The following is a 12,685-nucleotide window of genomic DNA, read 5'->3' as shown; positions in this document are numbered from 1 at the left end:
CCATCAACTACGCGGTGGGAGGGAGCGCAAACCGGTCGAAGCGCCAGGAACTGATCCTCTACAGTTGGCATAGAGAGGCCAACCGGCCGTGCCAGAGCAGCTGAAATCACGAAAGAGCGCGCTATGACGAGCCTAGTCCATGTGTTGGTTGACCTCGAAAATGTGCAGCCGCCGGCAGCACTTTTGGAAAACTTGGCCCCGGGCTTCGCGAATGCCTGGATCTTCCATGGGCCGCACCAGGAGAAGCTAAGTAAGACCTTCAAGACCCTGATCGGTGAGCGCGCGACCTTGGTGCCCATCACGCGCACGGGCAACAATGCGCTCGACTTCCACCTCTCGTTCTACCTTGGCTACGTTGCTGCCAAGCACCCCGACGCACGGCTTGTTGTGGTCGCCAACGACAAAGGCTACGAACCCATGATCGAGCACGCCGTGTCGCTCGGTTTTGAAGTACGCCGCGAAGGCTACAACGCAGCGGACAAGACCACGCCTAAAAAGGCTGCTCCAGACAAGGGCACTCCAGCAAAGAAGGCAGTCGCCAAGAAGAAGGCGGCAAAAAAGGCGACGCCAGTGGCGAAAAAGTCTGCCACGAAAAAGAAGGTGCCGACTAAAAAGAAGCTTGCGGTCGCGATAGTCGTAGCACCGAAAAAGTCGAACGCCTCGAACGACCTCGACACCCCAGCAGCGCTGCGACGCGTCGTCAAGGCATTCAGCAAGATGGGAGCGGAGCGACCACAGAAGAAAACCTCATTCCTCCGGCATCTCTCGTCCATGCTCGGAAAGGACGCGTCTCAAGAAGCGCTCACGGAAGCCGTGTCGTACTTACAGAAGCGCAGCATCGTTGCGATTGATGGCGACAAGGTGACCTATGTGTAGCATCCCGGACGATTGCATAGACTCCAAACGCTATCCGCTGTTCATGACCAGAGCAGTCCTGCAGGAGCTGATAGAGTCCTTGCAATCCACCCCGGGGAGTGTCAAACCATGTCGATGGCCCTGCACAAGAACGCCCGCACCACGCCGGCCGTGCGTGCCGAGATAGCCGCCAGTAGCCAGACCGCCAGTGTCTTGGCCCAGCGCTATGGCATCACTGAACAGACGGTCTACAAGTCCTTTAAGAGCTACGAGCCGGGCTACGTGCACATGGATGTGAAATACCTGCCCCAGATGCGCGACGAGAGCCGCCGGCGCTACCTGTTCGTCGCCATCGACCGGGCCACGCGATGGGTGTTCGTGCAGCTCAAGGCCAACAAGACGGCCGCCAGTGCACAGGCCTTCCTGAAGACATTGCACAAGGCTTGCCCGATCAGGATCAACAAGTTGCTGACCGACAACGGCAAGGAGTTCACCGACCGACTGTTTGCCAACGGCGAGCGCCAGGTCAGTGGCAACCATGAGTTCGACCAGTTGTGCCAGGCGCTGGACATAGAGCATCGGCTGACCAAGCCCAGGACGCCGAGAACCAACGGCATGGTCGAGAGGTTCAATGGTCGCATAACCGATGTGCTCAAGACCCACAGGTTCGACAGCCGCGAGGACATGGAGCAGACCTTGCTGCGCTATGTGGCCTTGTACAATCACCAACTGCCGCAGTCAGCGCTGGGCAGCAAGACGCCTATGCAGGCCATGAAGGAGTGGCATCAGCAGCACCCGCATCTGTTTCACAACAGGCCATATGATCGTCCGGGATGCGACACTTAGCCAAGGAAGCCCTATGAGTACTCCATCCATTGATGCTGACTGGCGGCAAAGGCCTACCTTGCCCGAGAAATTTTACCCAGGTACTTATCGAATCAACTGAATTTTGAGGCTTCAATGGAATATGAAATTGTTGATTATGACGGCATGACAATTGTCGGTATCTCTTCTAGAGTGGACAACAGTGATGCTGGTTTCAAGAAAATTGAACTTCTATGGAAAGAATTTTTTAAACGAGATATCAAACGCAAGCTTGGGCTTGAAGTTGATTCTGAAATCTGCGAGGCATATCTTGATTATGAAAGCGATGCCAACGGCCCCTACACAATTGTCCTGGGTGCAGTAATGCTTCATCCGTATGTTCCTCCAATGAACGAGGAGTTGGTGATGCACCATATTGAAAAAGGGCGTTATGCCAAGTTTCACACTGCCGACCCAAATGGTATCCGTGATATTTGGAAACACGTTTGGGGTCGTACTGATTTGAATCGTCGCTACGCTTGCGACTTCGAGCTGATTAGCCCACAGGGCGCCGACGTGTATGTGTCTGTGAAGTGACTGGGAGTGAGGCTGTTGCGCAAGTCATCGAAGATGAAAACCACCATGCTGAAGGTACATCCCGATCGTCCGTCGCTGGAACCTGGCATGGCACCGGAGGCGCTCGACGCGTACTACTGGTACATGCAGGAGTTGGTGACTTATTGCCGCGAGTTGGGTCTGTCGACCCAGGGGCACAAGCACGAAGTGTTAGAGAGGGTTCGCGATCACCTCTGCGGCAGGCTGGTCATGGCGCCACGGGAGTCTGCTCGTGCCAAAGCGACTCGTGCAGCTACCGGCGATCACACGATCACGTTCGAAACACGGATCGGTCCCGACTACAAGTGCGATGCCAACACCCGAGCCTTCTTCGAGTCAGTCATCGGCCCGCACTTTCACTTCACCGCGCACCTGCAGAGATTTCGCCGTGCCAACACGCACCGACAACTAACCTATGGCGACTTAGCGACCGAATGGATTGCCGAGTACGAACGGCGAAAAGACAAGAACTACAAGCCTACTTTGATGCACACCTGGGAGTACAACCGCTTCGTTAGAGACTATATGCGCGACAAGGAGCGCAACCACGGCAAGACCCTGAAGGACGCGGCAGCCGCTTGGAACGAGCTGCGCCAGTCGCGCGGTCCGCGCGACTATGCCAGCAGTATCGCCCTGCGCGAGGTCGAAGACAACTGGGCCGAGACGCTCAAACCGTTTAAGCCTCCAACATGATCGATTTTGCTTACCAACGTCGGGAGGCGGCCAACCGCGTGGCCTGCTCGCATCCCGAAGACGGCCTGCACGTGTGGCAGATCAATCTGGATGACCCGCACGCCCACGCCGACGATTGCGCGCAAGTGCTGGATGCCGACGAACGCGCGCGGGCGGAGCGGTTCGCTTTCCCGCTGCTGCGCCGGCGCTATCTGGCGGCGCATGCGGCGCTGCGTGGGATCCTGGGCTGCTCGCTCGGGCGCTCGCCGGATGCGATCGAGCTGCGCACTGATGCCAACGGCAAGCCCTGCCTGGCCGACGTGCCGAGCCCGCTGCGCTTCAACTTGAGCCACTCGGCTGGCATGGCGCTCGTAGCGGTGTCGTGGCGGCACGAGGTCGGCGTCGACATCGAGCGTTGGTCCGAGCCTGCGCACCTGATGGCGATGGTCGCGCACTACTTCAGCGTCAGCGAGAAAGCGGCATTCTGGAGCCTGGCCGATGAGCAGCGCGTGCCTGGCTTCCACCGCTGGTGGACGCTGAAGGAAGCGTGCCTGAAGGCCACCGGCGTGGGTCTGAGGTTTCCGCTCGACGCGTTCTGCGTCGAGTTTCGCCCGCAGTTCCGCCCGCGGCTGCTGGACGGCCCTTCGGCGATGCAAGGGCTGCAACTTTGGTCGCTGGACTTGGCCGGCGTCGGTTGGTCTGCGGCGTTGGCCTGGGCAGATCCCCGAGGCAACGGCGCGCGGCCGTCGCCCACCGTTCGGCAGTGGTCATGGCAAGGATGGAGGATCTGAGATGTCGTACCTGGACGCATTGACAAGACCGGCACCCACGTCGGCGACAAGCCCGGCGCCGGCCCCGAGGGTGAGCGCGTGGCCCGTGCGCTCGCCGTGGGTCGGGCTCCAGACGGGAGCGCACGATGCCCGCCTGCGGCTGATCGCCTTCCATCACGCGGGCGGCAACGCGAGCTTCTTCCAGCCCTGGCTGAAAGAGTTCCAGTCACTCAACTGGCTCGAATTCACCGCAGTGCAATTGCCGGGCCGCGGCCGGCGTCTGTCCGAAGCGCCATTCACCGAGTTGCCTTCGCTGCTCGATGCGATGGACGAAGGCCTGCGCGAGCTGACCGACCGGCCCTATGTGCTGTTCGGCTTCAGCATGGGCGCGATCCTGGCGTTCGAGCTCGCGCTGCGCCGACAGCGGCAAGGCCGCCGCATGCCGGTGGCCCTGGTGCTGGCAGGCCGGGGCGCGCCGCGCACCGTTTGCCCCACCGTCAGCCGTGCGGCGTTCTCGCGCGAAAAGATCGTTCGTGAGCTCACGCGGCTGGGCGGCACGGATCCGGTGTTGCTGCAAGACGGCCCGTTCCTGGAATCGTGGCCCATCAGCCGCGCGGCAAGGAAATTCACGTCATCGTCGACAACCTCTCGGCACACAAGACCAAGCTGGTTGACGCGTTCCTCAGTGAGCATCCGAACCTGCGTATGCACTTCACGCCGACCTACTCGTCATGGCTCAACCAGGTTGAACTGTAGTTGGCCAAGATCGAGCGCGACGTGATCGCTCGCGGCGTATTCACCTCGGTACCCGATCTCAAGAGAAAGCCCATGCGCTACATCCGCAAGTACGACGAGCAACCCAAGTCCGTGCAGTGGAAGTACTTCGACCCAACTCGGAGAATTACTACTGATTCAATCATTACGGTACGCTAGCAACTCGTCGTGCCGCCCCTGCTCCACCAGTCGGCCGCCCTCCACCACCAGAATGCGGTCGGCGCCGGCGATGGTGGACAGGCGGTGCGCGATCACGATCACGGTCTTGTCGAGCACCAGGGTGTCAATGGCCCGCTGCACGGCCAGCTCGCTCTCGGTGTCCAGCGCGGCAGTAGGCTCGTCCAGGACCACGATGGGCGCATTCTTGAGCAGCGCTCGCGCGATCGAGATCCGCTGGCGCTCGCCCCCGGAGAGCAGGTCCCCGATCTCGCCCAGCCGGGTGTTCCAGCCCTGCGGCAGGCGCTCGATGAAGTCCAGGCACTGCGCGGCGCGGGCGGCGGCGCGGACCGCATCGTCGTCCGCGTCAGGGCGCGCCATGCGGATGTTGGCCAGCACCGTGTCGTCGAACAGATGCACGTCCTGGAACACCACCGACACCAGGCTGTTCAGCACCTCTGGAGCCATGTGGCGGATATCGATGCCGCCGATCGCGATGTGCCCTGCCTGCGGGTCGGCATGGCGCAGGAGCAGCCGGGCCACGGTGGTCTTGCCGGAGCCGGACGAGCCCACCAGCGCCGTCATGGCCCGCGCCGGCAGCGTCGCCGTAAAGTCCGCGAGGGCACTTTCCTGCGCACCGGCGTACCGGAAGCCGACGCCCTCGAAGCGGACATCGAAGTGCCCGGGCACGGCCTGCGGCGTGTGCAAAGGCAGCGGGGGAATGGCCAGCAGCGCCTCGATCCGCTCCAGCGCGGCGTCCATCATCTCCAGCACCGTGGTGTAGCCGACCAGTGTCGCCATCGGCTCGGACAGGCGCACGGTGATGACCATGAGCGCCGCCACCGCTGCGGGATGGAGCGTGCCCGACACCACCCAGCCGGTCGCCGCGGCGACGATCCCCAGCAGGCCCAGCTCGACGATGCTGGCGGTCACGACGGATGGCCTGGCGCCCTGACGGTGGGCGGCCGCCTGGATCTCCCGCAGGCGCTCGAAGCCCGCGTACAGCGTCGCCGCGCGCCCCCCCTCCTGGCAGGCCGCGCGCAGCGCAGTCTGCCCCTGCGTGTATTCGACGATGTCGGCATGGCAGCGCCGATGCGCCTCGTTCAGCTCGCGCATGCCGCGCGCCAGGGCCGGGCGGCGCCAGCGGTGGAGCAGCCAGAGCGCGGGGAAAACCGCCAGCAGCAGTGCGCCCAGCCGCGCGTCGAACACCATCACGGCCAGCGCGAGCGCCAGCGGCGCGGCGGTGGCCAGCAGAATGAGGTTGGCGATGGCCACGGTGTAATTCAGGTGCTCGTCCACATTGCCCAGCAGCAGCGCGTTCATCTCCCCGGACCGTTTCTCGCGCAGCCGCTCCAGCGGCATGCGGCGCAATTGCTCGCCCAGCCGCAGGCGCAGATCGTGCGTGGCCCGGGCCAACTGGCCGCCGTATTCGAAGCCCTGCGCGTGCCATCGCAGGGCCGTGGCCAGACCGGCCAGTGCCGTCATGGCGACAAGCCAACCTAGTGTCGCGTCACCGGTCATCTGTCGGTCTGCGCTGGCCATCGAAGCGCATCGCGGCGTTGCATCGCTTGCCAATACGCTCGGTATTGGCTGCGCGCTGCGCCTTGCGCTGCGCTCCGATGGCTGCGCGCAGCCTACGACATCTGATCGGTGACGCGACACTAGCGCCGCGCCCGCGTCGGGCGAGGGGAAAAGCGCCGTGAACAGCGGCAAGACGCAGGCAAGGGCCAGCCCCTGCAGGGCAGCGGCAGCGGCCAGCCCCGCAAGGCAGCGTCGCAGGGCTGGGGCGTGCGGCCCTACGGCCCCCAGCAGCCGAGCCCAGGCCGCGCGGGTGCAAGCCAGCGCCGCAGAGAGCCGCGAAGAGGTCGCCATCGGTACCGCGCTCATGGCAACACCCCCGGCGGCGCTTCCGGAAGGGGCTCTGCGCACCGCGCCTCCGCGCCCGCGCAGCGCAGGGCCCAGCGCTGCGCCTGCTCGTGATGGGCCCACAGCCGCGCATAGACGCCCCCGGCGGCGGCCAGCGCTTCGTGGCGCCCGGATTCGACCAGTTGTCCCCGCTCGAAGACCAGGATCCGGTCCGCGTCGCGCACGGTGGCGAGGCGGTGCGCCACGATGATTACCGTTTTTCCGCGCATCAGCGCGCACAGGGCCGTCAGCAGCGCCAGCTCGTTCTCCGGGTCCGCGAAGGCGGTCGGCTCGTCGAGCACCAGGATGGGCCGGTTCTGCAGGATCGCGCGGGCGACGGCGATGCGCTGCCGCTGCCCGCCCGAAAGAAAGGCGCCCCGCTCGCCCACGGGCGTGCCGTACCCCTGGGGCAGCGCCTCGATGAACCCGTGCGCCTGGGCGGCGATGGCGGCGGCGATCACGTCCTCCATGCCCGCGTCCGGCAAGCCCAGGCGGATGTTGTCGGCCACCGTGTCAGAAAAAAGGAATGTGTCCTGAAACACGAACCCGACCTGGGCCATGAGCACCTCCGGGGCCAGGTCGCGCACGTCGACGCCGCCGACCGCCACGCGGCCGTCCAGCACGTCCCAGAAGCGCGGAATCAGCCGTGCGACGGTGGTCTTGCCCGCGCCCGAGGGGCCGACCAGCGCAGTGACGGTGCCCGGCTCGGCGTGAAAGCTCACGCCGCGCAGTGCCAGCCCCCGTGCCCCCGCACCGCCCGCGTCGCCATAGCCGAAGCTGACGTTCTCGAAAACCACCCCGGCGTCCGCCGGCACGCTGCTGCGCGCGGCATCCTGCGACACCGGCTGCACCGGCAGCGCCAGCACCTCCTGGATGCGGTCGGCGCTCAGCCGGGCCTTCTCGACCAGTTGGCGGAGCACCATCATCGGCATCATCGCCTCGGCCATCCCGGCGCCAAGCAGCAGCACGGCCACCCAGGTCCCGAAGTCGAGCCCGCCGCCCACCACCAGCCATCCACCAAGCCAAAGGAGCACGAGCAGAGTGGGCAGAGGGTTCAGCACGGCGAAGGAAAAGCGGGCCGAGAAGCCCGCCTGCCGGTACCAGAGGGTGAGCACCTCGAGGTACCCGTCCAGCGCCTGCCGGTAGCGGCCGAAAGTCGATTGGCCGGTGTCGAAGCTGCGTACCACGGGCATCGCCTGCACGAACTCGATCACGGCGGCGCTCACCCGCTCGCGGGCCTCGTCGTACCGCCGGCCCATGTCGGCCGCGCCCCGCATCGCCAGCGTCAGCACGCCGAAGCCTGCGGCCAGCAGGGCTACCGCCGCCAGGGCCAGCCGCGCATCGAGCCAGAGCAGCGCGAAGCCCGCGCACACGGGCATCACGAAGGCCCGGGCATAGAGCGGCGTGCTGTCGGCCACGAACACATGCAGGGCCTTGACGTCGTCCTGCAGGACCTTCGAGAGCGCGCCCGCGCCCCAGCGCTGGATCTCGCCCAGCGGCACGCGCGTGAGGTGCCGTGCCAACTGCTGGCGCAGCACCGCCTCCAGGCGGAAGGCTGCATGGTGGGACTGGTTGAACCCGGCCAGCCGCATCAGATAGCTGCCCGCCACGCACGCAGCGGCCGCCGCCAGCGGCGCCACGGGCCACTGGCCGGACGCCCCGGCCAGCTGGCGTGCCGCATGCGCCAACGCCAGCAGGGCTCCCAGGTTCAGCAGCGCCGCCATGGCCGCGAGGCCCATCGCACGCCAGATCTGGCCGCGCACCGGCTGCATGATGCGCCAGGCCCGCAACCCGGCACGGCCCGCCCGCTCACGCGGGGCCGGGGACTGCGGCCCGGGGTTCCCGCCTTCGACGCTTTCTCCGCTTTCTCCGCCGGCCATCCTAGAAGTCGTACCGGAAGCCGACGCCCAGCGTGCGCCCGCGCGCGGGCGCACCCACATAGGCCGTCGCGGTGGGCGCGAATCCGTAGAGGTCATACCGCTCGTCAAGCAGGTTGCTGCCGAACACATAGACCTCGGTGCCGCCGGAGACCACACCGATCCGCAAATCCACCTTCTGGTACTTCTTCAGGTCGAAGTGGTTCTGCGGGTCGGCCGCACGGGTGCCAACGTACTGGTAGTCGAGCCGGGCGTTCAACACCGGGGTGGGCAGCCCCATAAAGGCCGACAGGCGCTGGGTGTAGGCCACTCCGAGGCTGCCGCTCCACTTGGGCACGTCGGGCGATCGGTTGCCCTTGCGGATGGCGCCGCCGGACACGCCCGACACATTGCTGGTGATCTCAGCGTCGATGACGCTCACGCCGCCCGACAGCGAGAACCCGTTGCCCAGCCTCCACACCCCCTGCAGCTCGGCCCCCCGGCTCTGCGTGTCCGCGTTCACCGTGGAGGTGGCCAGCGTCGCCGCATCGAATCCCAGCAGGTGGTCGTCCTTGACCCGCGTGGCGAACAGGGCCCCGTTCAGCGCGAAGCGGCGGCTGGCGGACTCCATCTTGAAGCCCACCTCGACCGCGTTGGTCGATGCCGCCTTGTACGGCACGCTGTCGGCCACCTGCGTCGGATGGTCGCCGATGCCGCCCGACTCGTAGCCCCGCGACCACGCGCCATAGAGGTTGGTCGTAGGCGTGAGCGCGTAGGAAAGCGCCACCCGCCCGGTGGAGTAGTCGTCGCGCAGCTTGCGGGCGTCGGGCACTGTTCCGCCATAGGTGGCGTCGTAGGACTTGCGGTCCCAGGTGTGGCGCATGCCGCCGGTCAGTTTGAGCACATTCGTGAGCGGCCAGGTTACCTCGCCGTAGAGCGCCTGGCTGTCCGTCTCGTAGCGGCGGTCGATTCCGAAGTTCCTGCTGAGGTAGAGCTGCTCGAAGCTGCGCTCGGCGCGCGAGAGGTTCACGCCCGCCACCCAGAACACAGACGCGCCCGGCCGGGACGACCAGCGCAGGTCCTGGCTGGTGGTGTGGCCGCCCATCATGCTGCGCTGCATGTTCTCCGCCGGCATGCCGAACATGGCCTGCATGGCACGCGCGTCGTAGCCGCCCACGAAGTCGGTGTCGAACTTCGTATAGCCCGTCACCGATGTGAGCCGCCCCACGGGCAGGTCGTGGTTGATGGTGACGGAATAGCGCTCCACCAACTTCGCGTTGTGGTCGAACAGGCCCGGCGTCACGTCCATGGACGGCGGGTCGCCATAGGGCCGCAGCACGACGAGGCCCGGGCTGCGCTTGGTTTCCTCGCGCTCGGCCACGAACAACGCGTTGGTGCCCGGGCCGCCGTCCCACAGCAGGCTGCCGCGGAACATCAGGCTGCGGGGCTTGGACAGCGGCTCGCTTGTGCGCGCGTTGTCGACCCAATGGTCCGAGCCGCTGTTGCGGATCGCCAAGCGGCCGCTGAGCGATTGCGACAGCGGGCCGCTGATGACCGCCTCCTCCAGGTGCTGGCCGTCCTGGCCGATCTCGCCCCGGACATAGCCCTCCAGGTTGCGGGTGGGCTGGTTGGTGATGACGTTGATCGCGCCCGCCCGGCTATTGCTGCCGAACAGCGTTCCCTGCGGGCCCTTGAGGATCTCGACTCGCTCGACATCGAGCGTGCCGAGCGACATGTTGCGCACGGACATCGGCACGCCATCGACCGACAGCGCCACCGCGCCATCGTCCGTGCTCACCGGATTGATCGAACCGGTGCCGCGGATGAGGACATTCGCGCTGTGGGGCGAGCCATCGCTCCAGACGTTCACACCCGGCGTGCCGCGCAGCGCCTCCTCCAACGTGGGCTGGCGGCGCGCCTCGATCTCTTCGCCATCGATCACGCCGATGCCCAAGGGGACATCCTTGGCGCGTTCCTCCGCGCGGCGGGCCGTCACTGTGACACCTGCGAGTTCGGGCGCATCCCCGCCAGCCGGGGCAGCAGTCGCGCCGGCGGACGGAGGGTCCGGACGGGCATCCTGCGCACCGGACACGCCGGGCACGCAGGCCAGGGCAGCCAGCAGCGCCAGCGACAGGGGATTGAGCCTCTGGGGACGGTCTCGACGGCCTTGCGGCTTCTTCGCGATGAACGGTGGCTGCACGGAATGGACTCCTGGAATGGATGAAAAAGAAACTGCGGGTGCCCGCGCCGCGGTAACGCATGTGGCGGCGGTGTCGGGCCGATCTGCGGCCAGGCGCGCAAGGAGTCCGGAGATTCCCGATCGAGGACTGCGCGCCCTCCGCCTCGCCGATGAACCGGACCGACACGGCGGGCATCGCAAAAATTGTAAGATTCGATGCTAATGATTCTTATTTATTTTTCTACCCGAATCGGTTCGTACTCCACCCCAATCGGTATCCCTGCATGAATCAGGCCGCATGAAAACCTCCACTGCCCCACCGTCCGACGCATCCGAAGTCGCCATCTCCTCCCTGCTCGCCAAGCGGGAGGTGCCCGACCTCGAGCCCGCCGCCGACTACGAGCTGATCCAGTTGGCGCCGCAGGAGGGTGTCGATGTGTTTCTGTGGCGGGGGCACTTCCCCCAACCCGTCACCATGAGCGTGCGCGACGACTGGGACCGGGTCCACTTCACCTGCTCGCTGCGCGGGCGCTCCGGCTTTGCCATACGGGGGTGCGGGCGAGAAATTGAGCGCGTGCTGGAAGAAGGCATCAGTTGCATCAGCTACACCCGGGACTGCAGTAGCCAGTCGTCCTACGCGGGCAGCGTCGAATACGTGACCGTCTCCGTGCGCCCCGATCTGCTTGCCGACTGGGTACCGGACCTGGACCTCCCTCTGGGGCGGGAATCGGACTACGCGCCCTGCTGCGACATGCAGCGCTGCAGCCCCGAAATGCGCGCCACGGCCCATGCCTTGAGCCGGGCCCTGCGGGAGATGCCCACCGACCGCAACCCGTGCAAGGCTACGCCCCCGCTCTGGCTGCTGGGCCAGGCTCTGGTGCTGGTCGGACTGTCCGTCCAAGCCCGGCGCGAGGAGACACCATCGCAGCAGATTCCGATCTGCCCGGCCAGCCAGAAGAAGCTGCTGCGCGCACGCGACCTGCTGCTGACGGATCTGAGCAAGGCGCCCACGATCGCCGAGCTGGCCCGGGAGACCGGCCTGAGCGTCGTGAGACTCAAGCGCGGCTTCCGGCAACTTTTCGACCACAGCATCTACGGGCTGTTCCAGCAGGAGCGGATGCACACGGCGCGCCAGCGCCTGTCCAGCGGCGACACGCCGGTCATCGTCGTGGCGGCCGACCTGGGCTACACCAACGCGAGCCACTTCACGGCGGCCTTCAACAAGCAGTTCGGCGTAAATCCCTCGGCCTTCAAGCGCCGGCGCTGATCCCTCGCTCCCCACGGCGGGTGGTCCACCCACCCCTGCCGGTTCGCTCCCGCCGCGCAAGCCGAACCCACCTCGCCACGCACCCCCCATGCGGACAGATACGGATACGGGCTGAGAAAAATCCGATTCGGGTGGCGTCTCAATCGCGAATACTTATCATTTGCAAATCTATAGGGAAAACGCCATGCCCTATGTGGGTGGCCGGTTTTCCTCTCGCGCGGCGGACGCAGTTCGTGATCGCACGGGGTTTGCCGGAGCCATTGTCCGCGCGGATTCCGGCGTCCGCTGCCGCGTCCCACCGATAGCCGGCAACCCTATCCGAGGAGGCACATGCATGAATGATTTCATCAATGTCCGGGACTGGCCGCTGGTCGGCCTACATATGCCGGAGCGGGTGCCCGACGAACAGGCCGACACGCTGATGGCCCAGCTCGAAGCCCTCTATGCGCGCGCCGAGCCGCACGTCCTGCTGATGGACGGCGCGCAGCAGCCACGCCAGTCGGCGCGCTTCATGACGGCCTACATCCGCTGGAGCCGGGAGAACTTCGACCTGCAACAACGCTATTGCCTGGGCGCGGTGCGCATCGTGGAAGACGAAGCCCTGCGCCGCGAAACGGCGCGCAAGGCGAACGCATGGAACGCCTCCGGCCAGGCCCCATACCCCTACCGCATCGTCGCCACACGGGATGAGGCACGCGCGCAGGCCCACGCCTGGATCGCGGAACCGCCCGCCCGCACGGTCCCGACAGCCCCGGCACAGGCGCGTTGACGGCATGGCGCCCCCCGCCGCGCCGGAAACCACCCCCATCCCCCTGTGGCCGCCCGCGCGCCG

Annotated in this window: 10 protein-coding genes and 2 pseudogenes; 9 read left to right on the top strand and 3 right to left on the bottom strand. The window is 65.9% G+C overall.

Features of this window, described 5'->3' with window-relative positions; genetic code table 11:
- Positions 1–123: 123 nt before the first annotated feature.
- From VEIS_RS11985 to VEIS_RS30525, 7 genes and pseudogenes are all read left to right on the top strand, one after another.
- Entirely contained in the window at positions 124–876 is a 753-nt protein-coding gene (locus tag VEIS_RS11985) for a PIN domain-containing protein (protein ID WP_011810197.1), read from the top strand.
- Between the two features lie 108 nt (positions 877–984).
- Positions 985–1,701, top strand: coding sequence for a DDE-type integrase/transposase/recombinase (locus VEIS_RS11980; protein WP_011810196.1), 717 nt, complete (start codon positions 985–987; stop codon positions 1,699–1,701).
- A 114-nt stretch (positions 1,702–1,815) separates the two neighbouring features.
- Positions 1,816–2,256: a GyrI-like domain-containing protein gene (locus VEIS_RS26135; RefSeq protein ID WP_011810195.1), complete on the top strand. Its 441-nt coding sequence runs from the start codon at positions 1,816–1,818 to the stop codon at positions 2,254–2,256.
- Positions 2,257–2,289: 33 nt separating this feature from the next.
- On the top strand, positions 2,290–2,967 hold the full coding sequence (locus VEIS_RS11970; RefSeq protein WP_157048488.1) for a DUF6434 domain-containing protein: 678 nt from the start codon (positions 2,290–2,292) through the stop codon (positions 2,965–2,967).
- Positions 2,964–3,737 (top strand): 4'-phosphopantetheinyl transferase family protein, encoded by a 774-nt coding sequence (locus tag VEIS_RS11965; protein WP_011810193.1) that lies wholly within the window; start codon positions 2,964–2,966, stop codon positions 3,735–3,737. The genes VEIS_RS11970 and VEIS_RS11965 overlap by 4 nt, the downstream gene beginning before the upstream one ends.
- 1 nt (position 3,738) lies before the next feature.
- Positions 3,739–4,296, top strand: a pseudogene (locus tag VEIS_RS26130) (thioesterase II family protein); the annotation flags it as partial.
- 14 nt (positions 4,297–4,310) lie between these two features.
- Positions 4,311–4,649: pseudogene (locus tag VEIS_RS30525) on the top strand (transposase); the annotation flags it as partial.
- On the opposite strand, the gene VEIS_RS11955 reads toward VEIS_RS30525, so the two are convergent.
- The 3 genes from VEIS_RS11955 to VEIS_RS11945 all read right to left on the bottom strand — a co-directional run bounded on the left by VEIS_RS11955 (position 4,629) and on the right by VEIS_RS11945 (position 10,607).
- On the bottom strand, positions 4,629–6,533 hold the full coding sequence (locus VEIS_RS11955) for an ABC transporter ATP-binding protein (RefSeq protein WP_011810191.1): 1,905 nt from the start codon (positions 6,531–6,533) through the stop codon (positions 4,629–4,631). The pseudogene VEIS_RS30525 and the gene VEIS_RS11955 sit on opposite strands and share 21 nt — an antisense overlap.
- Positions 6,530–8,323: an ABC transporter ATP-binding protein gene (locus VEIS_RS11950; RefSeq protein WP_011810190.1), complete on the bottom strand. Its 1,794-nt coding sequence runs from the start codon at positions 8,321–8,323 to the stop codon at positions 6,530–6,532. The genes VEIS_RS11955 and VEIS_RS11950 overlap by 4 nt, the downstream gene beginning before the upstream one ends.
- 109 nt (positions 8,324–8,432) lie before the next feature.
- Positions 8,433–10,607 (bottom strand): TonB-dependent receptor, encoded by a 2,175-nt coding sequence (locus VEIS_RS11945; RefSeq protein WP_232287907.1) that lies wholly within the window; start codon positions 10,605–10,607, stop codon positions 8,433–8,435.
- A 277-nt stretch (positions 10,608–10,884) separates the two neighbouring features.
- Here VEIS_RS11945 and VEIS_RS11940 point away from each other — a divergent pair, with 277 nt between their 5' ends.
- Both VEIS_RS11940 and VEIS_RS11935 read left to right on the top strand, forming a co-directional pair.
- Entirely contained in the window at positions 10,885–11,853 is a 969-nt protein-coding gene (locus VEIS_RS11940; protein ID WP_011810188.1) for a helix-turn-helix domain-containing protein, read from the top strand.
- Positions 11,854–12,187: 334 nt separating this feature from the next.
- Positions 12,188–12,622 (top strand): hypothetical protein, encoded by a 435-nt coding sequence (locus tag VEIS_RS11935; RefSeq protein WP_011810187.1) that lies wholly within the window; start codon positions 12,188–12,190, stop codon positions 12,620–12,622.
- Positions 12,623–12,685 lie beyond the last annotated feature (63 nt).

Origin of the sequence: Verminephrobacter eiseniae EF01-2 (genome assembly GCF_000015565.1) — a bacterium.
GTDB classification, from domain to species: Bacteria; Pseudomonadota; Gammaproteobacteria; order Burkholderiales; family Burkholderiaceae_C; genus Acidovorax; species Acidovorax eiseniae.
The sequence above is the reverse complement of the archived record's forward strand: the minus strand, read 5'-3'. Positions and strand labels throughout refer to the sequence as shown.